The organism is Alkalilimnicola sp. S0819 (assembly GCF_009295635.1).
In the GTDB taxonomy this organism is placed as follows: Bacteria; Pseudomonadota; Gammaproteobacteria; order Nitrococcales; family WHIW01; genus S0819.
Genome location: NZ_WHIW01000006.1, coordinates 143,544 through 170,401, shown reverse-complemented (window position 1 = coordinate 170,401; position 26,858 = coordinate 143,544). Strand labels below are relative to the sequence as shown.

Here is a 26,858-nt window from a genome sequence, read left to right as displayed (position 1 = left end):
CCGATAGGGACGAATCGATGACAGAGCAAAACCCCCTGAGCCCTGAGGAAATGCTGCGTTACAGCCGCCACCTGCGCCTGGCCGAATTCGGCCTGGACGGCCAGCTGGCTCTACGGGCGAGCCGGGTGCTGGTGATCGGCGCCGGCGGGCTGGGCAGCCCCGTGGCCCTGTACCTGGCCGCGGCCGGTGTCGGCACCCTGGGATTGGCGGATTTCGATACCGTGGAGGCGCACAATCTGCAGCGCCAGATTCTCCATGGCGAGGCGGATATCGACCGGCCCAAGATCGAGTCGGCGCGGGACCGCATCGCGGCGTTGAATTCCCACATCCGCGTGCGCCTGCACCCGGACGGGGTGACACCGGACAATGCCCTGGCGCTGTTCGCCGAGTATGATTTGATCGTGGACGGCTCGGACAATTTCTCCACCCGTTATCTGAACACCGATGCGGCGTATCTGGCCGGCAAGCCCCTGGTGTACGGCAGTATTTCCCGCTTCGAGGGGCAGCTGGCGCTGTTTCACCCGGCCGCCGGCGGGCCTTGTTACCGTTGCCTGTTCCCGGAACCGCCGGAGCCGGGCAGCGTGCCCAACTGCGGCGAGGCCGGTGTGCTGGGGGCGATCTGCGGGATCATCGGCAGCCTGCAGGCCATCGAGGCGATCAAGCAGCTGGCGGGCATCGGCGAGAGCATGCGCGAGCGCTTGTTGCTGGTGGATGCGCTCGCCATGCAGACCCGCAGCATCAGGCTGCGTCGCGATCCGGACTGCCCGCTGTGCGGCGAGCGCCCGCGCATCAACGGCCTCGACGCGGAGCGTTATCCGGTGTTCTGTGCCGCCGCGTCGCCGGATAGGGCGGACGAGGAAGAGGGCATTCCCCAATGGAGCGCGGAGCGGGTGCGGGCCGAGCAAGACGCCGGTGCGCCCCTGCTGCTGGATGTGCGCGAGCCCCATGAGCGGGCCATTTGCCATATCGCCGGCAGTCTGCACATCCCCATGGGCGAGGTGGCCGGGCGGCTGGAGGACTTGCCGGCGGATCGCACGGTGGTGGTGTACTGCCACCAGGGCGGGCGCAGCCAACGCATTGCCCTGCTGTTGCGCGAGCAGGGCCGCGAGCGGGTGGTCAACCTCGCCGGCGGCATCGACGCCTGGGCGGCCCGCATCGAGCCGGACATGCCGCGTTATTGAGCCGCTCCTCCTGGCTTGGTTTGTATACCGTGGGCAGCTTGCCTCAGCCTCCCGCCACCCGCGGCAGCGACTGCGGCCGGTCCCCGTTGGCCAGTGCCGGCTTGCGTGTCGCGGAGATGGCTGGTCGGAAGCGCGTGGGCGGGTGGTCGGATGTCATGGTTGATTTCCGCCGCAACCCCGCCATGCGGTAACATCATCCCATTTTTCCGGACCTTGTCGTTCGCCCGCGCGGACGCATATCGGACAGCAAACTCCAAGCGCCCGCTGGCCCGGCCAGCGGGCAGTGGTTTTCAGGGGACTCCATGAAGCTCAGCGTCGTCATCCTAGCCGCCGGCCGCGGCACCCGCATGCGCTCTGATCTGCCCAAGGTGGCGCATCGCCTGGCCGGCCGGCCGATGCTCGCGCATGTGGTGGAAACCGCCGAACGCCTCAAGCCCGCCGCCATCCATGTGGTCTACGGTCACGGCGGCGAGCGGGTGCGTGCCGCTCTGCGAGGCGCGCCGGTAAGCTGGGTGGAGCAGGCCAGGCAGCTAGGCACCGGTCATGCGGTGAATCAGGCCCTGCCCGCCATTCCCGACGATCACCGGGTGCTGGTGCTCTATGGCGATGTGCCCCTGGTGAGCGCCGAGACCCTCGCCCGGCTGGTGGAGCCCAACCCCCAAGGGGTGAACCTGCTCACCGTCACGCTGGACGACCCCCACGGCTATGGCCGCATCGTCCGCGACGACCGGGGCGTGCAGCGCATCGTCGAGCAGAAGGACGCCAGCCCCCGGGAGTTGGCGATCAAGGAGTGCAACACCGGGCTGTTGGTGGCCCCCGCCGAGCCCCTGCGCCGCTGGCTGGGCAGTCTTTCCAACGACAATGCCCAGGGTGAGTACTACCTGACCGACATCATAGAGCGCGCGGTGGGTGAGGGGCTCTGCGTGGAGGCGGTGAGCGCGGCGGATGCGGACGAGGTTCAGGGCTGCAACGACCGGGTGCAGCTCGCCCGCCTCGAGCGCGCCTACCAGCGCCGCGCCGCCCAGCGGCTGATGCGCGAGGGCGTGGCCCTGGCGGACCCCGCCCGTTTCGACCTGCGCGGCACGCTCAGCACCGGCCGCGACTGCTACCTGGACGTGGGCTGTGTCTTCGAAGGCACGGTGCGCCTGGGCCACAATGTGGAGATCGGTCCCCATTGCGTGATCCGTAACGCGGACATCGGCGATGGCTGCCGGATAGAGTCCCATAGTGTCATCGACGGCGCGCGGCTCGCCGCCGAGTGTCGCATCGGCCCCTACGCGCGCCTGCGCCCGGGCAGCGAGCTGGCGCGCGGCGCCAAGGTGGGCAACTTCGTCGAGACCAAACAGACGCGCCTTGGCGAGGGCGCCAAGGTCAATCACCTGAGCTACATTGGCGACGCCGAGGTGGGTGCGGGCACCAACATCGGCGCCGGCACCATTACCTGCAATTATGACGGCGCCAACAAGCACCGCACCGAGATCGGCGCCGGCGCCTTCATCGGCTCCGGCACCCAGCTGGTCGCGCCGGTGCGCATTGGCGAGGGGGCGACCATCGGCGCCGGCTCCACCATCGGCAAGAACGCCCCGGCCGATGCCCTGACCCTGACACGCGCCCCGCAAAAGAGCCTGCGCGGCTGGCGCCGTCCGCGAAAGAACGAGGATTGAAACCATGTGTGGCATCGTAGGTGCGCTGAGCGAGCGCGAAGTCAGCCGGATACTGCTGGAAGGGTTGCGGCGGCTGGAGTACCGCGGCTACGACTCCGCCGGCGTGGCGCTGATCGACGATCAGCGCAGACTGCAGCGGGTGCGTACCACCGGCAAGGTGGAGCAGCTCGCGCGTCGGCTGGAAGAGGAACCGGTGGCGGGGCATCTGGGCATTGCCCACACCCGCTGGGCCACCCACGGCGCGCCCAGCGATGCCAACGCCCATCCCCACACCTACAACGACCAGCTCGCGGTGGTGCACAACGGCATCATCGAGAACTACGAAAGCCTGCGCCGCGAGCAGCGCGCGGCCGGCTTCGATTTCCGCTCCGAGACCGACACCGAGGTGGTGGTGCACCAGATCCAGCGTCACCTGGATGCCGGCGAGGACCTGTTGGGTGCGGTGCGCGCCGCCATTCCCGAGCTGGAAGGCGCCTACGCCCTGGGCGTAATCCACACCGCCGAGCCCCAGCGCCTGGTGGCCGCTCGCCTGGGCAGCCCGCTGGTGATCGGCGTGGGCTTCGAAGAGCACTTCATCGCCTCGGACGTGTTCGCCCTGCTGCCGGTCACCCAGCGTTTCATCTTCCTCGAAGAGGGCGATGTGGCCGACATCCGCCGCGATTCGGTGACCATCTACGACCAAAACGGCAATGAAGTCGAGCGCCTCGTGCGCCAGTCCGAGGTCAGCGCCGAGGCTGCCGACCGGGGTCGCTACCGGCACTTCATGTTGAAGGAAATCCACGAGCAGCCCCGCGCCGTGGCCGAGACCCTGGAGGGGCGGGTATCGGATCACAAGGTGCTCACCGGCGCCTTCGGCCCGGAGGCCGCGGCCATCTTCGCTGGCGTGCGCAATGTGCAGATCGTTGCCTGCGGTACCAGCTGGCATGCCGGCCAGGTGGCCCGCTACTGGTTCGAGGGGGTCGCGGGCCTGCCCTGCCAGGTGGAGGTGGCCAGCGAGTTCCGCTACCGCCGCCACGTGGTGCCGCCGGACAGCCTCTTCGTCACCATCTCCCAGTCCGGCGAGACCGCCGATACCCTCGCCGCCCTGCGCGAGGCCCGCAAGCTGGGCTACACCGCGAGCCTGGCCATCTGCAACGTGCCGGAAAGCTCCCTGGTGCGGGAATCGGATCTGACCCTCATGACCCGGGCCGGCCCCGAGATCGGTGTCGCCTCCACCAAGGCCTTCACCACACAGCTGGTGGCCCTGCTGCTGCTGGTGGGCGCGCTGGGGCGCGAGGCCGGCACCCTGGACGAGGCCGGAGAGCGGCGCCTGGTGCAGGCCTTGCGCGAGCTGCCCGGCGCCCTGGAACAGGCCCTGGGGTTGGAGAGCGAGGTGGAGGCGCTGGCCGAGCGCTTCGTCGACAAGCACCACGCCCTGTTCCTCGGTCGCGGCGCCCAGTATCCGGTGGCCATGGAGGGGGCGCTCAAGCTCAAGGAAATCTCCTACATCCATGCCGAGGCCTATCCGGCGGGCGAGCTCAAGCACGGGCCGCTGGCGCTGGTGGACAGCGAAATGCCGGTGGTGGCCGTGGCCCCCAATGACGAGCTGGTGGACAAGCTCAAGTCCAACCTGCAGGAAGTGCGCGCGCGGGGCGGCATGCTCTACGTATTCGCCGACCCGCGGGTGGCCATCGAGCCGGGCGAGGGTTACACCATCGTGCCCGTGGCCAGCGCGGACGAGTTGATCGCGCCCATCGTCTACACCGTGCCGCTGCAGCTGCTCAGCTACCACGTCGCGGTACTGATCGGCACCGATGTGGATCAGCCGCGGAACCTGGCCAAGTCGGTGACGGTGGAGTAGAGAGTGGCTCGGGCCGTGCGGCACCGCGCCGCGCGGCCGAGTCGGCCCAAGGGCCTCCTGTCCTGCCTTACGCCCCAGCCATAGGGGCTTTTACTTACGAATTACTACGAATACTCAAGCTGGTGCCGGCGGCGCACACTGCCCCTCAGCACGCCGGTTGTGGCGCGCACGCCTTCGGGGGCGGCGCAGGCCCCCGCCCAAGGATCCAACTCTTGATCGGAGGAATCCAGCTATGAGCACCAGCACCCGAATCGCCGCCACCACGCTCGCCGGCGCCTTCGCGCTGGCACTGGCCGGTGCGTCCGGCACCGTCATGGCGCAAGACAAGGAAATGGAGAAGTGCTACGGCGTCGCCAAGGCCGGCCAGAACGACTGCCAGGCGGGACCTGGCACTAGCTGCGCCGGCACCTCCACGGTGGACTATCAGGGTAATGCCTGGAAGCTGGTGCCGGCCGGCACTTGCGCGTCCATCGAACTGCCCGGTGAGCGCATAGGCAGCCTGGACGCGCTGGAGCGCGATGTGCCGAACCAGGGCTGAGCGCAGGAGCTTGCCGCCATGCCAGCCGGCGTACCAGGGAACGCTGCCGCGGTGACGTCGATGCCGGCCAAGGCCGGCGTCGGCCTCAAGCCGCCGCACTATCGGCAGATCCTCGAACAGCGGCCGCCCGTCGGCTGGTTCGAGGTGCACGCCGAGAATTACCTGGGCGCCGGCGGCCCACCACATGCGGCCCTGACCGCCATACGCGAACATTACCCGCTGTCGATCCACGGCGTGGGCTTGTCGATAGGGGGCGCGCAGCCTCCGGACCGCACCCATTTGCGCCGCTTGCGCGCCTTGCTCGATCGGTATCAGCCGGCGCTGTTCTCCGAGCACCTGGCCTGGTCCAGCCACGGTGGCCGGTTCCTCAACGATTTGCTGCCCTTGCCCTACACCGAAAAGACCCTCGCCCATGTGGCCGCCCAGGTCTCGGGGGTGCAGGAGGCGCTGGGCCGGCCCATCCTCATCGAGAACCCCTCGACCTATGTGCGCTTCCATGACGAGACCCTGAGCGAGCCCGTCTTTCTCGCTGAGCTGGCCGCTCGCAGCGGGTGTGGCCTGCTGCTGGATCTCAACAACGTCTATGTGTCGGCGGCCAACCATGACTTCGACCCGGTGGCCTATCTGGCGGCCTTCCCGCTGGAGGCGGCGGAAGAGGTGCATCTGGCCGGCCATGCGACAAGCGCGGACGACCTGGGGCGGCCGCTGCTCATCGACGCGCATGACCGCGAAGTCGCCGCACCGGTCTGGGCTCTCTTCCGAGCGCTGCTCGCCCGTGCCGGACCCTTGCCCACACTCATCGAATGGGACTCCCGGGTGCCGACATGGGAATGCCTGCAAGCCGAGGCGGCGCGTGCCCAGGCCCTCCTGGACGTGGCCGGAGACCGTCGTCATGGCGGGCACTGAGCTGCAGCGCCAGTTCGTCGCCGCGCTGCGTGATCCGGCGCGCCCGCCGCCGGCGCCGCTTCGCGGCCGCGGTGCGGAATGCCCGGCGAAACGCTTCGCCGTCTATCGCAATAACGTTCACGTAAGCCTGGTGGAGGCTATCCGCGCCACCTATGGCGTGGTCGAGCGGTTGGTGGGGGAGGCATTCTTTCATGCCCTGGCGCGGGCCTACGTGGCCGATGAGCTGCCACGCTCGCCGGTGCTGCTGGAGTACGGCGGCGGCTTTCCCGCCTTCATCGCCTCCTTCGAGCCGGCCGCCTCAGTGCCGTATCTGGCCGATGTGGCCCGGCTCGAGTGGGCCTGGCAGGAGGCCTATCACGCCGCCGACGCGGAGCCGCTGGGGATGGAGGCACTGGCCGGGCTGGATCCGGAGAGACTGGGCGAGCTGGTCGTGCAGCTACATCCGACGCTGCGGTTACTGCGCTCGCGGTGGCCGGTGTTCAGCATCTGGCGGAGCAACCGCTTTGATTCGGAGCTTGATCCCCAGTGTGCGGATGCTGGCCCAGAGGACGTCGCGGTGCTACGGCCACGGCTGGAGGTGAACGCCGCACCGCTGGCGCCCGGCTTCCACCCCATGCTTGCGGAGCTGGCGCGAGGGGAAACACTCGGCCAGGCGGTCGCGGTGGCCCAGCGGCAATGCACGGGGTTCGACCTGGTCGCCGCGCTGCGATGGTTGTGTACCAGTGGCGCCATTGTCGGCGTCAGCCCCTTTAAGTGAATCCGGAGGAACCAACGATGAAACACGCGGCGATTAAATCCTCCCCCCAGGCACGCGGTGGGATGAGGCCGGTGGAACGGGTACAGCGCCTGGTCGGCTGGGCGGCGGCCATTCCCATGAGCCTCCCGCAACTGCTGTTGCGCGTCACCGTCGCCATTCCGTTCTGGAAGTCGAGCCTGACCAAATTCGACGGCTTTCTGGAGCTCTCGCCGGGGGCGGTTTATCTGTTCGCCAACGAATTCAAGCTGCACCTGTTCGGCGCCACTTACCCGTACCCCTTTCCCGGCGTGATGGCCTTCGTGTCGGGCCTGGCCGAGTTCGGCTTGTCGCTGCTGCTGGTGCTGGGCCTGGGCACCCGCTTTGCCGCCTTCGGGCTGTTGATCATGACGGGGGTCATTCAGCTGACCGTACCCGGTGGCTGGCAGACTTTCCATCTGCCCTGGGCGGCGATGCTGCTCGCCGTACTGGCCTACGGCCCGGGTCGGGTGTCCGTGGATTACTGGATCGCGCGGCATTTCCGCTGAGCCGACGGTGCTGGCGAACGGCATCGGTACGTGGCTGGCGCCAGACGCTCAGAGGCCCCTGGGCATTGCTCGGTGCCTCCTTGATGCAGGGCGGCGCTCCGCGAACTCGTGACGCTGTCGGTGCCGGGCATGACCTGCGCGGCCTGCCCGATGACGCGCTCAGCAGGGTGGAGGGCGTCGCGCGGGTCGACGTGAGCTATCCGGATCGTGCGGCGCGGGTTACCTTCGATGACACCCGGACATCCGTGAAGGCATTGATCGAGGCCAGCCCCAATGCCGGCTATCCCGCCACCCCGGCGTCCTCGAGATCGTATCGGGAGTGGCCTTGAAAAACCCAGGAGCCTGCTGCGCGTGAGCATGAACGCCACCACTGATGACAGGAACCGGCATATCGCCGTGATCGGCAGCGGCGGTGCGGCCATGGCGGCCGCCCTGAAGGCCGCCGAGCGCGGCGCCCGCATCACCCTGATCGAACGTGGGACCCTAGGCGGCACCTGCGTCAATACCGGCTGCGTGCCCTCGAAGATCCTGATTCGCGCCGCGCATATTGCGCATCGGCGCAATGGGAGCCCCTTCGATGAAGGGGTGAGTGCCCAGGCGCCGGTGGTGGATCGGGCGAAGCTGCTGGCGCAACAACAGGCACGTGTCGAGGAATTGCGTGACGCCAAGTACGAGGGGATCCTGCGCGAGCATCCCGCCATCACGGTCCTGAGGGGGGAGGCCCGGTTCGTCGATGCCCGGCAGCTGAAGGTCCAACTGAGCGGGGGCGGCGAGCGGGCTGTCCGCTTCGATCGCGCGTTCATCGGCACCGGTGCCCGACCGGCGGTACCAGCGATCTCGGGCCTGAGCGATACGCCATACCTGACGTCTGCCAGCGCGCTGGCACTGGACACGCTTCCCGAGCGGCTGATCGTCATCGGCGCCTCGGTGGTGGCCGTGGAGCTGGCCCAGGCCTATGCGCGGCTGGGCAGCCGGGTCACGGTGCTGGCCCGCAGCCGCCTGCTGTCTCGGGAAGACCCGGCGGTGGGGGATGCGGTGGAGGCGGCGTTTCGCCGCGAGGGCATCGAGGTGCTCAAGCAGACCCAAGCCAGCGGCGTGGCCCATGACGGCCAGCTGTTCACCCTGCAGACCAACGCCGGCACCTTGCGGGCCGAGCAACTGCTGGTGGCCACCGGGCGGGCACCCAATACCGAGGCCCTGAACCTGGCGAGCCTCGGCGTGGAAACCGCGCGTGGGGCGATTCTGGTGGATGAACAGCTGCAAACCACGGTACCGGGCATCTACGCCGCCGGTGACTGTACCGATCAACCGAAGTTCGTCTATGTGGCCGCCGCCGGGGGCAGCCGGGCCGCCGTCAACATGACCGGCGGCGACGTTAGCCTGGACCTCAGCGCCATGCCGGCGGTGATCTTCACCGATCCTCAGGTGGCCACCGTCGGCTTGACGGAGGCCGAGGCGCTCGCGCAGGGGGTCAGCGTGGAGACCCGGAGGCTCGACCTGGAGAACGTGCCGCGCGCCTTGGTGAACTTCGACACCGAGGGCTTCATCAAGATGGTGGCCGAACGCGAGTCGGGGCGCTTGCTGGGGGTACAGGCGGTGGCGGGGGAGGCTGGGGAGTTGATCCAGGCGGCGGTGATGGCGCTACGAGCTGGCATGACGGTGCAGGCCATCGGCGAGGAATTGTTCCCCTACCTGACGATGGTGGAAGGTCTCAAGCTCTGCGCCCAGACCTTCACCAAGGACGTGAAGCAGCTGTCCTGCTGTGCCGGGTGAGTGACGGCGTAGCCTGCACGGCGGCGCTTCGTGCAAGCGTACCATGGTGGTGCGGTCAATAAGCGGGTTCCGAGCTGGCGCGTATCGCCATGAGGGTTCTACCCCGTTTGCTCGGCATGCTGACGCGTCCGCCCGCGCCGGCGCCCCTGGCGCTTGCGCCACCACATGTAGAACCCGGTCCCGAACAGTAACGCCGGCATCAGCCCGCTGGCGAACACCAGCCAGCGCCCGGCCAGCCCCAGGGCATCGCCATTGTGTAGCGGGAACTGCCAGTTCATGAACTGGCTGCCGCCGCTCACGCGGGTCGCGTCCCGGCTACCCAGCACCTCGCCACTGTACTGGTCCACCCACACATAGCTTGCCCCATGAGCCGACCAGGGCTCGCCGGGCAGCCTGTAGGAGAGCCTGTAGGTGTCCTCGGGTCTGCGCGGCAGGTAGATGCGCTTCAGGTTTCCCGCGGGGAAAACCGCTTCCGCAACCGCTACGGCTCGGTCGGCGTCGAGGCGCTCCGGGCTCGGTACCGGCGTCGAACTCGGGCTGGGGAAGGGCTCCGGGGCCGATAGGGGGGCCACCAGCGACATCATCGGCCGCGGAAAAACCAGGCTCACCCCCGAGAAGGCCACCACGCCCAGCACCGGCAGCAGATAGATACCACTGATCTTGTGGAGGTCGTAATTGAGCCTGAAGGCGCCACTGCGCCATTTCACCGTGAGCGCGCGCCACCACCGCCCCGGCCGGGGCCACCAGAGGTAGGCCCCGCTGAGGCAGAAGAACAGCAGCAGGATGCCGCCCACCCCCACCAGGTACTTGCCCGTTTGCCCCGCGAGCAAGGTGTAGTGCAGGCGGTACAGCCAGCTCATGGGGTACTCACCCCAGCCTCGCACCGCCAGCACCTGCGCGCTGACCGGGTCCACCGTGATCTCCAACGGCCCCACCGCGCCCTCGGGGGTGGGAAAGCGCACCACGTGCGCGCTGCCGGGCCGGCGCGCCAGATGGAGGCGGGTGGGCGGTGGGTGGCCTGGCGCTGCATTGCGCGCCGCGTCCAGCACGGCCTGCAGCGGCGCGGGCGCGCCCTCGGCCTGGGCGAGGGTGTGGGGGGCCAGGCGTTCATCCAGGGCGTGGTCGAACACCAGCAGGCTGCCGGTCAGCCCGGTCAGAGCCAGCAGCAGGCCGGCGATGAGCCCCAGGTAGGTATGCAGGAGGGTCAGCAGTCGGCGCATAAGTCACAATCCGAAATCAGGGTGATAGTGATTCGTGTTTGCGATCCTATCGCGAGAGGCGTAGATTCCGCCACTGGGGGAGCGGATGCGAATCATTCTCAACACCTGTTGGTGAGCGTGTCCGCCGCTGTTTTCGTGTTCCCACCCGTCCGAAGAGGAGTTCGCCGTGTACCGAAAGGTTCAACCCTGTCTGGCCCTGTGTCTGGCCGCCGCGCTGGCGCCGCCCACTGCCCTGGCGCAGCGTGATGACGCTGTCGCGATGGACACCATTGCCGTGAGCGCCACCCGCGCCGGCTCCACCGCCGGCGAGACGCCGCAGAAGATCACCGTGATCACCCGCGAGGAAATCGAGGCGCAGACCGCGTTGAGCGAAGACCCCTCCCAGGTGTTGAGCAAGCTGATTCCCTCCTTCTCGCCGGCGCGGCAGAAGCTCACCAACTCCGGTGAGACCTTCCGCGGTCGCGATCCGCTGTTCATGATCGACGGCGTGCCCCAGTCCAACCCGCTGCGCAACGGCTCGCGCGCCGGCTACACCATCGATCTGAGCATGGTGGAGCGCATCGAGGTGATCCACGGCGCCAGTGCCGAGCACGGTCTGGGCGCGACCGGCGGCATCATCAACTTCGTCACCCGCCGCCCGGACCCGGGCAGCGTCAACCAGCATGTGGGCGTGAGCGTGACCGCGCCCACCGATTACGAGTCCGAAGGCCTGGGCTACAAGCTGGACTACCGGGTCTCCGGCGCCGAGGGCGATTGGGACTATCTGCTCGGCGGCAGCTATCAGGGTCGCGGCATGTACTACGACACCGACGGCGATCTGATCGGGGTGGACGACACCCAGGGCGACGTCATGGACTCGGAGAGCATCGATCTGCTCGCCAAGCTCGGCTACTGGATCGATGACGATCAGAACCTGGAGCTGATGCTCAACCGCTTCGAACTGGAAGGCAATGGCGATTACGTCAATGTGCCCGGCGACCGCAGCGCGGGCACCCCCGCTACCTCGGTCAAGGGGAACCCGCAAGGCGAGCCGCCGAGCAACAAGGTCACCACCGCGAGCCTGGCCTACAAGCACGGTGATCTCTTCGGTACGGAGGTTTCCGCCAAGCTCTACAGCCAGCGATTCCGCGGGCAGTATGGTGGTGGTGACTATGGCACCTTCCAGGATCCGGCCATCGACCCCAGCGGCAAGCTCTGGGACCAGTCCCGGAACGAATCCGACAAGCTGGGCGCCAAGTTCACCGTCACCCGGCGCGGCCTGCTGGATGATCGCCTGGATCTGACCGGTGGCCTGGATCTGCTGCGGGACAAGACCCGGCAGATGCTCACCGAGACCGGCCGGGAATGGGTGCCGGAAACCGAGTTCCGCAACTACGCGCCTTTCCTCCAGGCCACCGTGCGCCCGCTGGCGCGTGTCAGCGTACAGGCCGGGGTGCGCCACGAGTATGCCGAGCTGAAGGTGGACGACTTCCGCACGCTAGCCTCCTACAACGGTGGTCAGGACGTTGCCGGGGGGAATCCCGATTTCGAGGAAACCCTGTACAACATCGGCGTCACCGTGGAGGTCACCGACGGGTCGCAGATCTTCGCCAATTACTCGGAAGGCTTCGGCATGCCCGATGTGGGCCGTGTGCTGCGCGGCATCGACCAGCCGAATCAAGACGTGGACAGCTTCCTGAACCTGGCACCCATCGTCACCGACAACCGGGAAATCGGTTTCCGCATGAACCGCGGCGCGCTGGATCTGGCGGTGAGCTATTTCGAGTCCGACTCCGACTTCGGCTCACGCCTGGCGCGGGTGAATGGGGTCTACGAGGTGCGGCGCGAGAAGACCGAGATCCATGGGGTGGAGATCTCCGCCGGCTGGCAGGTCAACGCGGCTCACCGCCTGGAGGCCGACTACGCCTACAGCAAGGGTCGCTACGACAGTGATGACGATGGCGACGTGGACACCGATCTGCTGGGCCGTAACATCGCGCCCAACAAGCTGCTGCTGCGCTGGAACGCTGCCTGGACGGGCAAGTTGAGCACCATGCTGCAGGCTGTCCACCATTTCGAGCGAGACTTCGACACGCCGGGCTACGACTTCGATGGCTACACCCTGGTCGATGCCAGTGTCGGCTATCGCCTGCCGGTGGGTCGCCTGAGTGTGGGCCTGGAGAACCTGCTGAACGAGGAGTACATCAGCTACTACTCCCAGGCGGCGGATAACCGGGACGCCAGCTACTACGCGGGCCGAGGCCGCACCATCACGGTGGGCTACAAGCTTGCCTTCTGAACAGGCGTGCTTGGCACCCGCAAAGGGCCGGCGAGACCTGTGGGCGAAACTCGCCGGCCCACCCTCAATGGGCTGCTAGATCGAATACCGGCCCTCGCGGAGGATGCGCCGGGCATCGGGGAACCGGGCCCGGGCGGCCGCCGGCACCGTGCGCCAATCCGCCGCCCCCGGATCGCCCCGGAAGTAGTCGAAGGGCCGGCTTCCGGGGCCGCTGATCTCGCCCACCACCAAACGTCCCACCATGCCCGCCGCCTCGTGGGGGGCGCAGTAATAATCGTAGACCCCGGGCACCTCGAAGCGGCGCTCGAACACCTTGCCCGGCTCGATCAGATAGCCCGAATCCCAGGGTTCGGCCGCCCGGGGGATGCGCAGCGGGTGTCGGTCGTTGTCTGGATGATAGGCGGTGACCGTGTGCACATTGGCCCGATTCACCCAGCGCACGGTCTGCCCCGGCTGCAGGAACAGCCCGATCGGGTCGAAGTTCACGTGACCCCCGGCCGGGTCGCTGAGCAGCTCGATCTCCAGTACATCGGCGGCCAGCAACCAGCGGGGCTGGAGCAGGGCGCCGGCGAGGAGTCCCCCGCCGGCTTTCAACAGCTCACGCCTTCGCATGGCCCTTACTTCAGCTTCGCTTCGGCGGGCGGCACATGCCAGAGCACAATGTGGTAGTGCGGCTCGGCCACGCCCGGGTGGCCGGCGTTGTAGGCCAGCTCGGTGCGCACCACCTTGCGCTCCGCGGTCGCCAGTTCGGGGAAGTTTTTCCGCGCGTTGAGATCATCCAGCGGAATCATGTAAATGGTGGATACCAGTCGATCGTCCCGATCGTAGGCCAGGAAGGGGCCGGCGGGCAGGGTGGCGGGTTGCACGTACAGGGTGCCCAGGCCGGGGATGAACGCCGGCAGCGGCACCAGCTCGCTCACCTGGGCGTACTCGCCACCCGGGGGCGCGGTGTCGAGTGGGCCGTGATGTGCGTGTTGGCCGTGCATGCCCGCACAGGCGGTGAGCCCGAGCACAGCCAGGGCGGGGATGAAGCGTTTCAGGTAGTGATTCATCGCGGTTCTCCTTGGGGTCGTCGGGGGTAAGCTCTCAGCCGGCGGCGTTGAGCCGCTGGAATACCCGTGCCACCAGGCGGTCGCAGCGAGCGCCATCGAAGTCGAAGGTGCCTGGCAGGGCGGCGCAGAGTTCGGCGCTGAGGTTCTTCTGCAGCAGCTGGCGGGCGCGGTGAACGCGGGTTTTCACCGTGGTCTGCTCCACGCCCAGACAGGCGGCGGTCTCCGCCACGGTCATCTGTTCCACCTCCCGCAGCACGAAGGTGGCGCGATAGGCATCGGGCAGGGCGTCGACGGCGGCGGCCAGCAAGCGCTTGAGCTGCTCTTCGTGCAGCGCGGCTTCGGGGTTGACGGCCGGCGAGCGAGGGTCTGCCATGGCGGCTTCCTGATTGGTGGCCATATCGAGTTCGCTGATCGGCGCCAGGCGCAGGCGCACCTGCCGGCGGAGCCGCATCAGGGCTTCATTGCTGACGATGCGACACAGCCAACCGCCGAAGCCCTCGGGGCCGCGGAACTGGTCGAGCTTGCGATAGGCGCGGATGTAGCCTTCCTGCACCGCGTCCTCGGCCTCGGCGTCACTGCCGAGGATGCCGCGGGCGATGCGGTACAGGCGCTGGTTGTAGCGGCGCATGATCAGCTCGAACAGGCCGTGCTCACCGGCGGCCACACGGGCGGCGAGCTGGTGATCTGGCAGTTGCTCCAGGGCGTGGCGTTGCGCGGACTCGATCTGGCCTGGCATGGCGGAGTGCTCCCGAGAGTTTGCAGGGCGGTTCATCCGGATGATGCGGCTCATCGGAAAAAGGTTCCCGCTTGGTGCAGGGATGCGGCCGGTCGTTGCGCAAGGGAAGTATAGATGGGTGGGCTGGCTGCGGATTCCCCCGCCGGCCGGAGGCGGCATGGCATGCCGCCCCCGCCGTGTGTGTCGCCCTAGAACTGCCAGCTCAATCGGCGCGGCGCACCGCGCCGACGGTCGCCAGCCGCCCGCCAGTTATAGTGCTCGCCGTTCCCGGCCGCTGGCCAGTCGGCGGCCCAGGGACGGTCCGCCGCCACCAGCGTGCTGGCGACGGCGAGGATCGCGCGTTCGCGACATTGCAGATAGCGGGGATAGCCGTTGAGGTACTGCAGGCCGGGCTGAAGCAGCGCCTGGCGCGGCACCAGGCAATCATTCAGCACGTCTTCCACTGCCTGGCGGCACTGTCTGCCACCATCGTACAAGCGGCTGTGGCGTTGTCGGATCTCATCGACCAGGCGTGCGAGCTCGGGCTGGTGCCGGGCCTGGCTGTCGCAAAACAGATGCTCATGGGAGCGACGATACGCGCCAAGCCGCCTGTTCAGTTGTTCCAGCAGCTCGCCCAGCAGCGGGTAGTCGGCGCGGCACCCCTCGCGGATCGCGTTCAGCTGCCGTTTCAGTGCGGACAGCAGGTAGCTGCTGCGCTCTCGTTCCTGTTCCAGTCGACGAAGCAAGTTGTTCATGACGCACCATCCTGTTCCCTGGGTGTGCCCATGGTTGGCGGGCCACACCGTCCAAGCGATACGCGGCGGGTAGATTGCGCCGCGCGGTACAACGCCGTCCACTGGTGTTGTTGAGATTGGCCGGTAGGGATGATGATACCGAGTCGGCGGGTATAAGCCAGGAACTGGAGCCGACCGCAATTCGGTGCGGCAGGAGGGTGCGCGTCAGCCCGGCGCCCGGTGGCGCCACTCCACCATGTGCACGCGCCCGGTCAGCTGCGCCTCGCCCAGGTGGCGGGAGACGAAGTCGATGATCTCGCCGGGCTCCGGTCGCTCGCTTTCCTCGGTCGCCCCCAGCCCGCAGATGGACACCGCGGCGCCGATGCTCAGAAAACCCGCCGAGGTCTTGTAGGCGCGCAGGTTCAGCGCCTGGTGGATGCGGCGGAAGGCGTTCGGGTGACACTGCTCCAGGTCTTCCTGGTTCATCAGCACGCCGAAACAGGCCTGATCGATGCGAGTGACCACGTCCAGCGGCCGGGTGGACTGCTGCAGGCGGTTGGCGGCGGCCTCCAGCACCTCGCGGCCCACGGCCTCGCCGTAGCGCGCCACCAGCTTGGGAAAATCGTTGATGCGGATGGCGGCCACACAGGCCGCGCCCCCCCGCGCTTCCACGTGGCGCAGCAGATTGTCCAGCTGACGCTCCAGATAGGCGCGGTTGCCCAGCCCGGTGATCGTGTCGAAGCTGTGGCGCTCCTCGTGCAGGCGGTTCAGCTCGGTGAGCCGCTGGTTGGCCTTGAGCAGGGCATTCTGCAGGCTGGAGATACGCCCGGCGGCGTTGATGCGGGCCAGCAGTTCCTTGTTGTCCGGCGACTTGTTGATGAAGTCGTCCACCCCATGGGTGAAGGCCTCGGTCAAGGATTCCACGCCTTCCTTGGCGGTGAGCAGCACCACGTAGGTGTAGTGGTTGGTCTCCTCGTCGAACTGGCGCACCTGCCGGGTCAGATCCAGGCCGTCCACCTCGGGCATCAGCCAGTCGGCGAGCAGGATGTTGGCCTTGCGCTCGCGCATCATCTCCAGCGCCTGGTGGGCGCTGTTGGCGACGCGGATGTCGTGATAGCCCGCGCCCTTGAGCATGCGGCGGATCATCTCGCAGGTGAAACGAGCGTCATCCACCACGATGACGGAAACGCTGTCTATATCCAGGGGAGTGCGTGCCAGGCCCATAGATTCAATCCGGTTCGGTTAGGGGTAAATGCTAGCTGCTGCGGCCGAGCGAGGTTCGGCGGCACCAGACGGGCGGAGCTTGGGGGGCGATGAGCTGCGTGCATGGAACGCGCACGCCGGGCGCGGCAGCGGTGCCGGCGGGCACCGGGTGAGTCGTAGGCATGATCTTCCCCCTGCGATACGGCCCGCCTCCCTGCGGTGGATTATTGTTTTATCGCCACGATGCGGCATGGCGTCAAGGTCCCAAGGTCAGTAACCATTGTCGCCCTGAACCCTAGTATATTCGACCCGTCGGCGAAAAGCCCGGCGGTGGCGACGGTTTGGTAGCATGATGCCCACAACCCTCATCGCGAGACGACCATGAACCTGCGTGACCTGCGCTATCTGGTGGCGGTGGCTGACCACCGTCACTTCGGCCGTGCCGCCGAAGCCTGCTTCGTCAGCCAGCCCACCCTCAGCACCCAGATCAAGAAACTGGAAGGCTTTCTGGGCGTGCAGCTCGTGGAGCGCAACCACAAGCAGGTCATGCTCACCCCGGTGGGCTCGGCCATCGCCGAGCGCGCTCGCCAGATCATCAACCAGGCCGATGACCTGGTGCAGTACGCCAAGGCCGCGGCCGACCCGCTGGGCGGCGATCTGCGCCTGGGCTTCATTCCCACCTCCGGTCCCTACCTGCTGCCGCACCTGATGCCGGCGCTCGGCACGCAGCTGCCACGCCTGCGCCCGCTGCTCTATGAGGACCAGACCGCGCGCCTGATCGAGCGCCTGCAGCGCGGCCAGCTGGACGCGGGCCTGATGGCGGTGCCGGTGGACGTGGCCGGTTTCGATCACGTGGAGGTATTCGCCGAGCCCTTCGTGGTCGCCCTGCCGCCGGGGCATCCCCTGGCGGTACAGGAGCGCATCGCGCTGCAGGACCTGGCCCGGGAGAAGGTGCTGCTGCTCGAGGAAGGCCACTGCCTGCGCGACCAGGCGCTGGATATCTGTAACCGCGTCGGCGTGCGGGAGGACGAGGAGTTCCGCGCCACCAGCATGGAGACCCTGCGCCAGATGGTCAGCGCAGGGGTGGGCATCACGCTGCTGCCGGCGCTGGCCGCCGAGGTCTATCGCGCCTTCGACGCCCAGGGCCGGCTGGAACTGCGCCCCTTCTCCGACGAGCCGCCGGTACGCCGCATGGCGCTGTACTGGCGCCGGAGTGCCGCGCGGGAGCAGACCCTGCGGGCGGTGGCCGAGGTGATCGCGGGTTTGTCGGCGGTGAAACCCGCCTGAGCCGCGCAGCCGACGGCCGGCTTCGTTACACTGCCCAGCCATGGATATCTCCGACCTCATCGACGACCTCAACGAGGCCCAGCGCGCCGCCGTGGCGGCACCGCTCGGCCGCGCCCTGGTGCTCGCCGGCGCCGGCTCCGGCAAGACCCGGGTGCTCACCCGGCGCATCGCCTGGCTGATCCGGGTGGAGGGCGCCTCGCCGTACGCCATCATGGCGGTCACCTTCACCAACAAGGCCGCCGCCGAGATGCGCGGGCGCATCGAGCGGGACATGGGCATCGCCGCCGGCGGCATGTGGGTGGGCACCTTTCATGGCCTTGCGCACCGGCTGCTGCGCATGCACTTCGAGGAAGCCGGCCTGCCCAAGAGCTTCCAGATCCTCGACTCCGACGACCAGCTGCGCATGATCAAGCGGGTCATGCGCGCCGAGGAGGTGGACGAGAGCCGCTGGCCCCCGAAGCAGGTGCAGGGCTTCATCAACGCCCGCAAGGACGAGGGCGAGCGCCCGGCCCACATCGACGCCCAGGGCGAGTACCAGCGCATGATGGTGCGCCTGTACGCCGCCTACGAGGAGGCCTGCCGACGCGGCGGGCAGCTGGATTTCGCCGAACTGCTGCTGCGCGCCCACGAGTTGCTGCGCGACAACCCCCGCCTGCTTGGCCACTACCAGCGCCGCTTCCGCCACCTGCTGGTGGACGAGTTCCAGGACACCAACACCATCCAGTACGCCTGGCTGCGCCTGTTGGCGGGCGATGAAACCGACGTGTTCGTGGTGGGCGATGACGATCAGTCGGTCTACGGCTGGCGAGGCGCCAAGGTCGAGAACCTGCGCCGCTACACCACCGATTTCGGCACCGTGCAGGTCCACCGCCTGGAGCAGAACTACCGCTCCACCGCCACCATCCTCAAGGCCGCCAACGCGCTCATCGACCACAACGCCGGGCGCATGGGCAAGACCCTCTGGACCGATGACCGGGAAGGCGAGCCCATCAGCCTGTACGTGGGCTTCAACGAGCAGGACGAGGCGCGCTTCGTCATCGACCGCATCCTCCAGCAGCTGGACCAGGGGCGCGCCCGCTCGGAGCTGGCCATTCTCTACCGCTCCAACGCCCAGTCCCGCAACTTCGAGGAAGCCCTGCTCGCCCGGCGCATTCCCTACCGGGTCTACGGGGGCTTGCGCTTTTTCGAGCGCGCCGAGGTGAAGGACGCGCTGGCCTACCTGCGCCTGGTGCAGAACCGCCACGATGACGCGGCGCTGGAGCGGGTCATCAACACCCCCACCCGGGGTATCGGCAACCGCACCGTGGACCAGATCCGCACCGTCGCCCGGGACCAGGCCATGAGCCTGTGGCAGGCCGCGCGGGCGCTGGTCACCCAGCAGGCGCTGCCCGCCCGGGCGCGCAATGCGGTGGATGCCTTCACCGCGCTGATCGAGGAGCTGGACCAGGCGCTCAAGGGGCTGGCGCTCAGCCAGCAGATTGAGGACGCCATCGAGCAAAGCGGGCTCAAGGCCCACTACGAGAAGGATCGCACCGACAAGGGCCAGGCCCGGCGCGAGAACCTGGACGAGCTGATCAGCGCCGCCCGGGGCTTCGAGCAGGACTACCAGCCGGAAGAATCCGACATGGAGCTGCTCACCGCCTTTCTCTCCCACGCGGCACTGGAGGCCGGCGAGGGGCAGGCGGACGAGTGGGAGGACTGCGTGCAGCTGATGACCCTGCACTCGGCCAAGGGCCTGGAGTTCCCGGTGGTGTTCCTGGTGGGCCTGGAAGAGGGCCTGTTCCCGCACCGGATGTCGCTGGAGGAGCCGGGGCGGCTGGAAGAAGAGCGACGCCTGGCCTACGTGGGCATCACCCGCGCCCGGGAGAAGCTGGTGCTCTCCTACGCCGAGGCCCGTCGCCTGCACGGGGTGAGCAATTACTGCACCCCCTCGCGCTTTCTCGCCGAGCTGCCCGCGGAGCTGATCGAGGAGGTGCGCAGCTCGCGCATGACGGTCACCCCCACGGGGCTGGGCCAGGGCCTGCCGCCGGTGAGCAACGACGGCGCCTTCCAGCTGGGGCAGGCGGTGCGCCATGCGAAATTCGGCGAAGGCGTGGTGTTGCAGTACGAAGGCGCGGGGCCCAGCGCGCGGGTGCAGGTGAACTTCGCCGAGGCCGGTTCCAAGTGGCTGGTGGCGCAGTACGCCAATCTGGAAGTGGTGTAGCCCGGGTGGAGCCGAAGGCGGGAACCCGGGATCTTCAGGGGAGACCCTCGATTCCGCCTGCGGCTTCATCGCGGCTACGGTGTCGGAAAGAAAAAAGGCCACCCATCGGGGTGGCCTTTTCTTCAGGCGGGTAGCTCCGCCTCTCAGATATCGCCGATCTTCGACAGATCCACCTGGCGCAGTGCGTAATCCTGGTACACCTGCTCGTTGGCGTTGAACCAGGCGTACTGGCTGTCGCGGAACTTCTTCCAGGGGCGGTAGACCGCCGCCCAGGTCTTGTTCTCGCTGGCCAGATCCTCGTACATCTCGAAGGCGATCTTCTCGGCGGCGGCCATGATCTCTTCGGAGAAGCGGCGCAGCTTCACGCCCTTGGCCAGCAGCTCCTTCACCGCAATGGGGTTCATATGGTCGTACTGGGCGATCATGCGCACATTGGAGTCGGTGCAGGCGATGCGGATCGCCTCCTTGTACTCCGGCGGCAGCTTGTCGTATTCCTTCTTGTTCACGTAGATCGAGAACATGGCGGAGGGTTCCCACCAGGAAGGGGCGTAGTAGTTCTTCGCCACTTCGTGGAAGCCGAGGCGGATGTCATCGGCGGGGCCAACGAACTCGGTGGCGTCGATCACGCCGCGTTCCAGCGCCGAATAGATCTCGCCCGCCGCCAGGGTCTGCACGTTCACGCCCAGCTGGCTCATCACCTCGCCGCCGAAGCCGGGGATGCGCATCTTCAGGCCCTTCAGGTCATCCAGGCCGTTCACTTCCTTGCGGAACCAGCCGCCCATCTGGGTGTTGGTATTGCCGCCCGGGAAGGACACCACGCCAAAGTTGGAGAAGACCTCCTGGTTGAGCAGGTCTTGGCCGCCGCCGTGGTACATCCAGGCGTTCTGCATGCGCGCGGTCATGCCAAAGGGCAGCGCCGTATCGATGGCGAGGGTCTTCTCCTTGCCCGCGTAGTAGTAGGACGCGGTGTGGCCCATCTGCACGCTGCCATCCTGCACGGCGTCCAGCACCTGCAGGCCGCCGGCCAGCTCCCCGGCCGGGTAGGCGCGCACGGTGAAGCGCCCGCCGGTGAGCAGGCTCAGGCGCTCGCAAAAGTCCTCGGCGCCCCCGAACAGGGTTACCAGTGCCGCGGGCCAGCTGGTGGTCATGCGCCAGCGCAGGCGCGGCGAATCGGCCGTGGCGTAGGGGGCGGCGAAGGTGGCGGCACCCGCCACCGCGCCGGCACCGGCGCCCTTGATGAAGTCACGACGTTTCATGGTACTCCTCCTCGTTCTCTTTACTTTCCGGAATACAGGGCGCGGTGCTTCGCGCGATTCGGCGTATCAGCCCTTGCCTCCCAGCCAGGTCACCATCGGCGGATACCAGATGACCAGGGCGAGGATCAGCAGCTGAATGAGGATGAACGGGATCACTCCCTTGTAGATCTGGGTCGTTCTGATGTGGGATGGGGTCGCGCCGCGCAGATAGAACAGCGAGAAGCCGAAAGGTGGCGTCAGGAACGAGGTCTGCAGGTTGATGGCGATCATCACCCCGAACCAGGTCAGGTCGATCCCCAGCAGCCGCGCCGCCGGCACCAGCAGCGGCAGCACAATGAAGGCGATCTCGAAGAAGTCGATGAAAAAGCCCAGTACGAACACCGCCAGATTCGCCAGCAGCAGGAAGCCCGCCGCGCCGCCCGGCAGACCGGTGAGCAGGTCCTCCACCCACATATCGCCGTAGAAGCCACGGAACACCAGCGCAAAAGCCCGGGAGCCCACCAGGATGAACATGATCATGGCGGTAAGCTTGGCCGTGCCGTCCATGGTCTGCAGCAGGGTCTTGAGCTTGAGCCGGCCGTTCACCGCCGCCAGTACGATCGCGCCCACCGCGCCGAAGGCACCGGCCTCGGTGGGGGTGGCCACGCCGGCGAAGATGGAACCGAGCACCAGCAGGATCAGCAGCAGCGGCGGGATCAGCACCAACACCACCCGCAGCAGCAGCTTGCCCATGTCCGCCGGGCGCTCCTCCGGCGGCAGGGCGGGGGCGGTGCTCGGGTTGAGCCAGGCGACACTGAGGGCGTAGATCCCGTAGGCCGAGGCCAGCAGCAGCCCCGGGATCAGCGAGCCGCGGAACAGGCTGCCCACGGACACGCCCATCTGGTCGGCGAGCACGATCAACACCACGCTGGGCGGGATCACCTGCCCCAGGGTGCCCGAGGCGGCGATCACCCCGGTGGAGAAGCTCTGGGAGTAGCCAAAGCGCAGCATCACCGGCAGCGAGATCAGCGCCATGGATACCACGGTGGCGCCCACCACGCCGGTGGCGGCGGCGAGCAGGGTGCCCACCAGGATCACCGCCACCGCGAGGCCGCCGCGCATGGGGCCGAACAGCTGGCCGATGGTCTTCAGCAGGTCCTCGGCGAGCCCCGAGCGCTCGAGCATATTGCCCATGAAGATGAAATAGGGCACGGCGAGCAGGGTGTAGTTGCCCATGATGTTGAACACACCGTTGGGCAAGATGCCGAGCAGGGAGAAGTCGAAGAACCCCAGCCAGATGCCCACCGGGATGAACAGCAGCGAGGCGCCGGCCAGCGCGAAGGCCACCGGGTAGCCGCTGAAGATCAGCAGCAGCACGGTGGCGAACATCAGCGGCGGGATGATGTCGTCGATGCTCATACGGTTTCCGCTTCGGCGCGCTCGGCCGGGGCATCGAACAGCCGCTCGCGGTGGCCGCGCAGCACCGCCAGGGCCTTGATCACCTGGCTCAGCCCCTGCAGCGCCAGCAGGGCGAAGGCGAAGGGCAGCACCGTCTTGATGGGGTAGCGGATCAGCCCGCCGGGGTTGTTGGAGGTCTCGTTGATGGCCCAGGAGCGCCCCACCCAGTCCAGCGAGAGGTAGAAGAGCAACAGGCAGAAGGGCAGCAGGAACACCAGGCTGCCCAGCAGTTCCACCCAGGCCTTGCCCTTCTCGCCCAGGCGCCCGTAGACCACATCCACCCGCACATGCACGTTGTGGCGCAGCGCGTAGCCGCCGCCGAGCATGAACATGGCGCCGAACAGATACCACTGGGCTTCGAGGTAGGCGTTGGAGCTGAGGTTTTCGCCGATGAAGGCGCCGAGATAGCGGACGGTGGCGTTGTACACGCCGATCAGGATCATGAGCAGGCCGAACCACTGGATGATTCGGCCGATCTGCTCGTTAAGCCAGTCTATGCCCGCGGCCAGCTTGAGCGCACGTTTCATGGTGCCTTGTCATCCCCTGTGGCAGGGGGCATCCCGCTTGGGGTGGTCCGCCCCGCCCTGTGGTCGCGTGGTGCAATAAGGTTGATGCGCCCGCTGGCCGCTGCCCGGCTCTTGTATCGGGCGGTTTTCGCTCAAACTAGCGGCGGTGCGGGGCAGCGTCAAGCCGCAGCGCCGCAAGGCTACAAATCCAGCAGGATCTCGCGCTCTTCCCGGGACGGCTCGAAGCCGCGGTGCTCGTAGTGCTCGAAGATCGCGTCCACCACTTCCCGGGGCGTGTCCAGCAGCTTGAACAGCTCCAGATCCTGGAGGTTGATGGTGCCCTCCGCCACCAGCGCGTCCTTGAACCAGTCGATCAGACCGCGCCAAAAGCGGCTTTCCACCAGGATGATGGGAATGCGCCGGGTCTTGCCGGTCTGCACCAGGGTGAGGATCTCGGCCAGTTCGTCCAATGTGCCGAAGCCCCCGGGCAGCACCACGTAGGCCGCGGCGTACTTGACGAACATCACCTTGCGCGAGAAAAAGTGCCGGAAATTCAGGTTGATGTCCTGGTACGGGTTGCCCGATTGCTCGTGGGGCAGCTGGATGTTCAGGCCAATGGAGGGGCTCTTGCCGGCGTAGGCCCCCTTGTTGAAGGCCTCCATCATCCCCGGGCCGCCGCCGCTGACCACCGAGAAGCCCGAATCCGACAAGGCCCGGGCGATGTCTTCGCCGAGCTTGTACCAGGGGTGGTCCGGGGGCGTGCGCGCCGAGCCGAACATGCTCACCGAGGGTTTGATTTGCGCCAGCCGCTCGAAGCCCTCCACGAACTCCGCCATGATCTGGAAGATCTTCCAGGATTCCCGGGTCATCAGGGTGTCGTTGACCGGGGAGCGGCCGAGGAACTTGTCCGTCTTGTCCATGCTGTTGTTCACCGTCCTGTCAGAACGCCTCTTCTTTTAACACAAAGCGGTTATCGCTGTGTGAAGCAGCACCCAGGTTGGCGCGGAGCGATCCGCTAGCATGCCTCCACTGAAACGCGGTCTTTAGCGGGGGATGAACATGCGCCTGCCACACCACGCCGGGCCGTGCCTGGCCTTGCTGCTGTGTCTGCCGCTACCCGGGAGGGCCGAGCTGCCGGCGCCTCAGCTGGGCACGGAGCCCCGGTATCACGGGCAGCTGCGGCTGGATCTTCCCCGCAGTCGCTGGCACGCCGGTATGGAGGCCAGCGCCCTGAATCTGGGCGATAGCCAGTTGCGCGATGTGCGCGCCCATGTAGGCTACCGCGTCGGTGACCGGCTGGAGCTGCGCGCCGGCTGGCGCCGCCAGCGGGTCACGCTGCAGGGCATGGACGATGTGGACGCCGAGCAGAGCCTGGGCGGCCCTTACGTGGGGCTGTCCTTCGCCTTCTGAGCCGGTTCCGGGGTGCCGGGGCGGCCGAGCCGAGCCGGCGGTCGCTGGCGCGCCTGGGGCAGAAAATCCGGCCGGGCCAGCACCGCCTCCCACAGGCGTATCCAGGTGGGCCAGCGGTGTTTGCCCGGCCGGCGGATGATCTGCCGCGCCGGCAGCAACTCGCCAAGCAGCCGGTGTCCCAGGGCATAGCGGTCTTCGGTCCCGTAGGCGAGGATCAGCCGCGGCTGGCGGGGCGCCCCCCGGGCGTAGCCCTGCAGCCAGCGCCACAGGCCCGGTTCGAAGCCGTAGCCCAGTTGCTCGCCCGGCGAGCCCCGGCCATCCGCTGCCTCCAGCCAGTCCTCGCGGCCAAGAAATGGGGCCAGCGCGACGATACCGTCCACCTGCTCCGGGTGCTCCCGGGCGTAGAGCAACGAACCCAGCCCGCCCATGGAGATACCCACCAGCCAGATATGCCGGTACCCCGCTGCTCGTGCCGGGCCGATCACGTCCTGCTCCAGCCGGCGCACCAGGGTGCGCTCGGTGTAGTAGGCCAGATGCGCATCCGCCATCACCACATCGGCCCGCAGGCCGAAGCGCCCGGCGAGCAACAGAAAGCCGTGGCGGTCGAAGTCCTCCGCCCGATCATCCACCCCGGGCAGGAAGACGATCAGGGCGCGGGGGTGCGGCGCGGGCTCATCCAGCAGCAGGCTGCGGGTGGCGATGGGCAGTCGCGCGGCGCTCTCGCGGTTGCTGCAAGCGGTGGTCAGCAGCGCGCACAGCAGCAATAACAGGCAAGCTCGGGCGAGGGTGAGGCCGGGGCGCATGAGCGATTCTCCGGAGCAGGGATAGTCCCGGACATGGAGCGCAAAGGCCCGACAGACAATGCAGGCGCGGCGCTTGAGCGCGATTCCTGGTTTACACAGGCCTTCGCGGCCAGGCGCCGCGCCCGCGGGGCGGGGGCAGGCGGCTCAGGTGATGCGGTCCAGCATGCGGCGGTTATTGGTGAGCAGCGACCAGCGCCGGCCGGTGTAGTACCAGTGCAGCAGCATGGCTTCGAGCAGCATCGCCGGCACGCTGCCCGCGCCCAGGCGTTCATCGGCGGCGCAGGGGTGCGCGCCGAGGTTCAAGCCCTCGGTCAGGGCCAGGGCGCGCGCCAGGTGGAAGCGGCTGGTGATCAGCACCCGCTCGTCCTCGGCCCGGGCCAGCAGCGAGCGGGCGTTGACCAGATTCTGCAGGGTGTCGCCGGATTGCTCCTCCAGCAGCAGCCGTTCTTCGGCAATGCCGTGTTCGGCCAGATAACGCCGCCCTGCCTCCGCCTCGCTGATCCGCCCCCCGGTGAGCCCGCCCAGCAGCAGGGCGCGGGCCCCGGGGTGTGCCTGCAGCAGCGCCCGGGCACGGGCCAGGCGCTGGCGGTAGAGCCGGCTCAGCTGGTCCCCGGCTGTAAGCCGGTGACCCAGCACCAGGATCAGTTCGGCGCGCGGCACCGCGGTGGGCGCGCGCCGGGCCCGGGACCAGACCTGGTAGAGGCGCCACAGATACAGCAGCCCACCGCTCAGCAGGATCAGCAGCTGCGCGAGCACCAGGGTGAACAGCGCATCCCGGTCCTCGCGCAGGCGGCGCAGGCTAGTGCGTGCGCTCATGGTCTGCGGCTTCCGGGCGGGCCGGGCGCGGTGGGCGCAGGGAGCGCCACAGCCCCTGCGGGTACATGCCGCGGGCGAGCAGCTTGCCGCCCACCATGCGCACGATGCGCCAGGTATCCAGCCCGCCCCGGTAGTAGCTGGCCCGCGCGGTGGGACGGTAGATGGCGGTGATGGGCACGGGCTCGGTGGGGTAGCCCAGGCGCGCGGCCTCGATCAGGATCTCGCTCTCGAACACGAAGCTGCGCTCCCGGGCCACGGCGGGTTTCAGGCGGCCCAGCAGCTCCGTGGGGTAGACCCGGTAGCCCGTCTGGCTGTCCGCCACCGGGTGCCCGGCGGCCCAGGAGATCCAGAAATTGGCCATGCGATTGCCGAACAGGCGCAGCGGCGGCGTGGCGTGGCGCTCGCGCAGCCGCGCGCCCAGAATCACCCGTTGGGGGAAGGTGATATGGGCGCCCTGCAGCCGGGGCAGCTCCGCCGGGTCGTGCTGGGCGTCGGCATCCATGGTGATCACCGCGTCCGCCCCCTCGTTCATGGCCTGTACCATGCCCCGCCACAGGCTTGCCGCCTTGCCGGCGTTCTCGGCGTTGACCAGTACTGTCGCCCCCGCGGCGCGAGCCCGCTCGGCGGTGTCGTCGCTGGAGCCGTCGTCCACCACCAGCACCGGGGCGTATTCCACCGCGCCGGCCACCACTTCACTGATGGTGGCGGCCTCGTTATAGGCGGGAATGACGATGCAGAAACGCTTGTTCATGAGC

24 protein-coding genes and 1 pseudogene are annotated in these 26,858 nt (G+C 67.8%); 12 read left to right on the top strand and 13 right to left on the bottom strand.

Annotated features, from left to right (window positions below; genetic code table 11):
• Window positions 1-17: 17 nt before the first annotated feature.
• From moeB to merA, 8 genes and pseudogenes are all read left to right on the top strand, one after another.
• Entirely contained in the window at window positions 18-1,181 is a 1,164-nt protein-coding gene (gene moeB / locus GBG68_RS14640; protein ID WP_152146306.1) for a molybdopterin-synthase adenylyltransferase MoeB, read from the top strand.
• A gap of 302 nt (window positions 1,182-1,483) precedes the next feature.
• The gene (gene glmU / locus GBG68_RS07420; RefSeq protein ID WP_152146305.1) at window positions 1,484-2,845 is read left to right on the top strand and encodes a bifunctional UDP-N-acetylglucosamine diphosphorylase/glucosamine-1-phosphate N-acetyltransferase GlmU; all 1,362 of its coding nucleotides are present in this window, start codon (window positions 1,484-1,486) and stop codon (window positions 2,843-2,845) included.
• A gap of 4 nt (window positions 2,846-2,849) precedes the next feature.
• Window positions 2,850-4,685: a glutamine--fructose-6-phosphate transaminase (isomerizing) gene (glmS, locus tag GBG68_RS07415; RefSeq protein WP_152146304.1), complete on the top strand. Its 1,836-nt coding sequence runs from the start codon at window positions 2,850-2,852 to the stop codon at window positions 4,683-4,685.
• Between the two features lie 232 nt (window positions 4,686-4,917).
• Window positions 4,918-5,223 carry a DUF2282 domain-containing protein gene (locus tag GBG68_RS07410; RefSeq protein WP_152146303.1) on the top strand — a complete coding sequence of 102 codons (306 nt, stop codon included), beginning with the start codon at window positions 4,918-4,920 and terminating at the stop codon, window positions 5,221-5,223.
• Window positions 5,224-5,241: 18 nt separating this feature from the next.
• Window positions 5,242-6,129, top strand: coding sequence for a DUF692 domain-containing protein (locus GBG68_RS07405; RefSeq protein WP_152146302.1), 888 nt, complete (start codon window positions 5,242-5,244; stop codon window positions 6,127-6,129).
• A complete protein-coding gene (locus GBG68_RS07400) occupies window positions 6,116-6,886 on the top strand; it encodes a DUF2063 domain-containing protein (RefSeq protein WP_152146301.1) in 771 nt (256 codons plus the stop codon). Before GBG68_RS07405 ends, GBG68_RS07400 begins: the two co-directional genes overlap by 14 nt.
• Window positions 6,887-6,948: 62 nt before the next feature.
• Window positions 6,949-7,410 (top strand): DoxX family protein, encoded by a 462-nt coding sequence (locus tag GBG68_RS07395; RefSeq protein WP_152146300.1) that lies wholly within the window; start codon window positions 6,949-6,951, stop codon window positions 7,408-7,410.
• Window positions 7,411-7,539: 129 nt separating this feature from the next.
• Window positions 7,540-9,183 (top strand): annotated as a pseudogene (gene merA / locus GBG68_RS07385) (mercury(II) reductase).
• 98 nt (window positions 9,184-9,281) lie between these two features.
• Here merA and GBG68_RS07380 read toward each other — a convergent pair.
• Entirely contained in the window at window positions 9,282-10,403 is a 1,122-nt protein-coding gene (locus tag GBG68_RS07380) for a PepSY-associated TM helix domain-containing protein (protein ID WP_152146298.1), read from the bottom strand.
• Window positions 10,404-10,569: 166 nt separating this feature from the next.
• On the opposite strand from GBG68_RS07380, the gene GBG68_RS07375 reads away from it, so the two are divergent.
• Complete coding sequence (locus GBG68_RS07375) at window positions 10,570-12,681, top strand: TonB-dependent receptor (RefSeq protein WP_152146297.1); 2,112 nt, start codon at window positions 10,570-10,572, stop codon at window positions 12,679-12,681.
• A gap of 75 nt (window positions 12,682-12,756) precedes the next feature.
• Here GBG68_RS07375 and GBG68_RS07370 read toward each other — a convergent pair whose 3' ends face one another.
• The 5 genes from GBG68_RS07370 to GBG68_RS07350 form a co-directional block, all read right to left on the bottom strand.
• Complete coding sequence (locus GBG68_RS07370) at window positions 12,757-13,293, bottom strand: plastocyanin/azurin family copper-binding protein (protein WP_152146296.1); 537 nt, start codon at window positions 13,291-13,293, stop codon at window positions 12,757-12,759.
• Between the two features lie 5 nt (window positions 13,294-13,298).
• Complete coding sequence (locus GBG68_RS07365) at window positions 13,299-13,733, bottom strand: hypothetical protein (RefSeq protein ID WP_152146295.1); 435 nt, start codon at window positions 13,731-13,733, stop codon at window positions 13,299-13,301.
• A 34-nt stretch (window positions 13,734-13,767) separates the two neighbouring features.
• Window positions 13,768-14,469 (bottom strand): RNA polymerase sigma factor, encoded by a 702-nt coding sequence (locus tag GBG68_RS07360; protein ID WP_152146294.1) that lies wholly within the window; start codon window positions 14,467-14,469, stop codon window positions 13,768-13,770.
• A gap of 188 nt (window positions 14,470-14,657) precedes the next feature.
• Window positions 14,658-15,203 (bottom strand): hypothetical protein, encoded by a 546-nt coding sequence (locus GBG68_RS07355; RefSeq protein WP_152146293.1) that lies wholly within the window; start codon window positions 15,201-15,203, stop codon window positions 14,658-14,660.
• A gap of 204 nt (window positions 15,204-15,407) precedes the next feature.
• On the bottom strand, window positions 15,408-16,406 hold the full coding sequence (locus tag GBG68_RS07350; RefSeq protein WP_152146292.1) for a response regulator: 999 nt from the start codon (window positions 16,404-16,406) through the stop codon (window positions 15,408-15,410).
• 360 nt (window positions 16,407-16,766) lie between these two features.
• Between GBG68_RS07350 and GBG68_RS07345 the strand changes: the two genes are divergently transcribed.
• Both GBG68_RS07345 and uvrD read left to right on the top strand, forming a co-directional pair.
• On the top strand, window positions 16,767-17,672 hold the full coding sequence (locus GBG68_RS07345; RefSeq protein WP_152146291.1) for a LysR substrate-binding domain-containing protein: 906 nt from the start codon (window positions 16,767-16,769) through the stop codon (window positions 17,670-17,672).
• A 40-nt stretch (window positions 17,673-17,712) separates the two neighbouring features.
• Complete coding sequence (gene uvrD / locus GBG68_RS07340; protein ID WP_152146290.1) at window positions 17,713-19,875, top strand: DNA helicase II; 2,163 nt, start codon at window positions 17,713-17,715, stop codon at window positions 19,873-19,875.
• A 143-nt stretch (window positions 19,876-20,018) separates the two neighbouring features.
• On the opposite strand, the gene GBG68_RS07335 is transcribed toward uvrD, so the two are convergent.
• The 4 genes from GBG68_RS07335 to GBG68_RS07320 all read right to left on the bottom strand — a co-directional run bounded on the left by GBG68_RS07335 (window position 20,019) and on the right by GBG68_RS07320 (window position 23,994).
• The gene (locus GBG68_RS07335; RefSeq protein WP_152146289.1) at window positions 20,019-21,131 is read right to left on the bottom strand and encodes a TRAP transporter substrate-binding protein; all 1,113 of its coding nucleotides are present in this window, start codon (window positions 21,129-21,131) and stop codon (window positions 20,019-20,021) included.
• A 66-nt stretch (window positions 21,132-21,197) separates the two neighbouring features.
• The gene (locus tag GBG68_RS07330; protein WP_152146288.1) at window positions 21,198-22,529 is read right to left on the bottom strand and encodes a TRAP transporter large permease; all 1,332 of its coding nucleotides are present in this window, start codon (window positions 22,527-22,529) and stop codon (window positions 21,198-21,200) included.
• Window positions 22,526-23,095, bottom strand: a complete 570-nt coding sequence (locus GBG68_RS07325; protein ID WP_152146287.1) for a TRAP transporter small permease subunit — start codon at window positions 23,093-23,095, stop codon at window positions 22,526-22,528. The genes GBG68_RS07330 and GBG68_RS07325 overlap by 4 nt, the downstream gene beginning before the upstream one ends.
• 179 nt (window positions 23,096-23,274) lie before the next feature.
• Window positions 23,275-23,994, bottom strand: coding sequence for a TIGR00730 family Rossman fold protein (locus GBG68_RS07320; protein ID WP_152146286.1), 720 nt, complete (start codon window positions 23,992-23,994; stop codon window positions 23,275-23,277).
• A gap of 139 nt (window positions 23,995-24,133) precedes the next feature.
• On the opposite strand from GBG68_RS07320, the gene GBG68_RS07315 reads away from it, so the two are divergent.
• Window positions 24,134-24,484, top strand: a complete 351-nt coding sequence (locus GBG68_RS07315) for a hypothetical protein (protein WP_152146285.1) — start codon at window positions 24,134-24,136, stop codon at window positions 24,482-24,484.
• Here the strand turns inward: GBG68_RS07315 and GBG68_RS07310 are convergent.
• From GBG68_RS07310 to GBG68_RS07300, 3 genes are all read right to left on the bottom strand, one after another.
• Window positions 24,457-25,287 carry an alpha/beta fold hydrolase gene (locus GBG68_RS07310; RefSeq protein WP_152146284.1) on the bottom strand — a complete coding sequence of 277 codons (831 nt, stop codon included), beginning with the start codon at window positions 25,285-25,287 and terminating at the stop codon, window positions 24,457-24,459. The genes GBG68_RS07315 and GBG68_RS07310 overlap by 28 nt on opposite strands.
• A gap of 144 nt (window positions 25,288-25,431) precedes the next feature.
• On the bottom strand, window positions 25,432-26,103 hold the full coding sequence (locus GBG68_RS07305; protein ID WP_152146283.1) for a YdcF family protein: 672 nt from the start codon (window positions 26,101-26,103) through the stop codon (window positions 25,432-25,434).
• A complete protein-coding gene (locus tag GBG68_RS07300) occupies window positions 26,087-26,854 on the bottom strand; it encodes a glycosyltransferase family 2 protein (RefSeq protein ID WP_152146282.1) in 768 nt (255 codons plus the stop codon). Before GBG68_RS07300 ends, GBG68_RS07305 begins: the two co-directional genes overlap by 17 nt.
• Window positions 26,855-26,858: the final 4 nt, after the last annotated feature.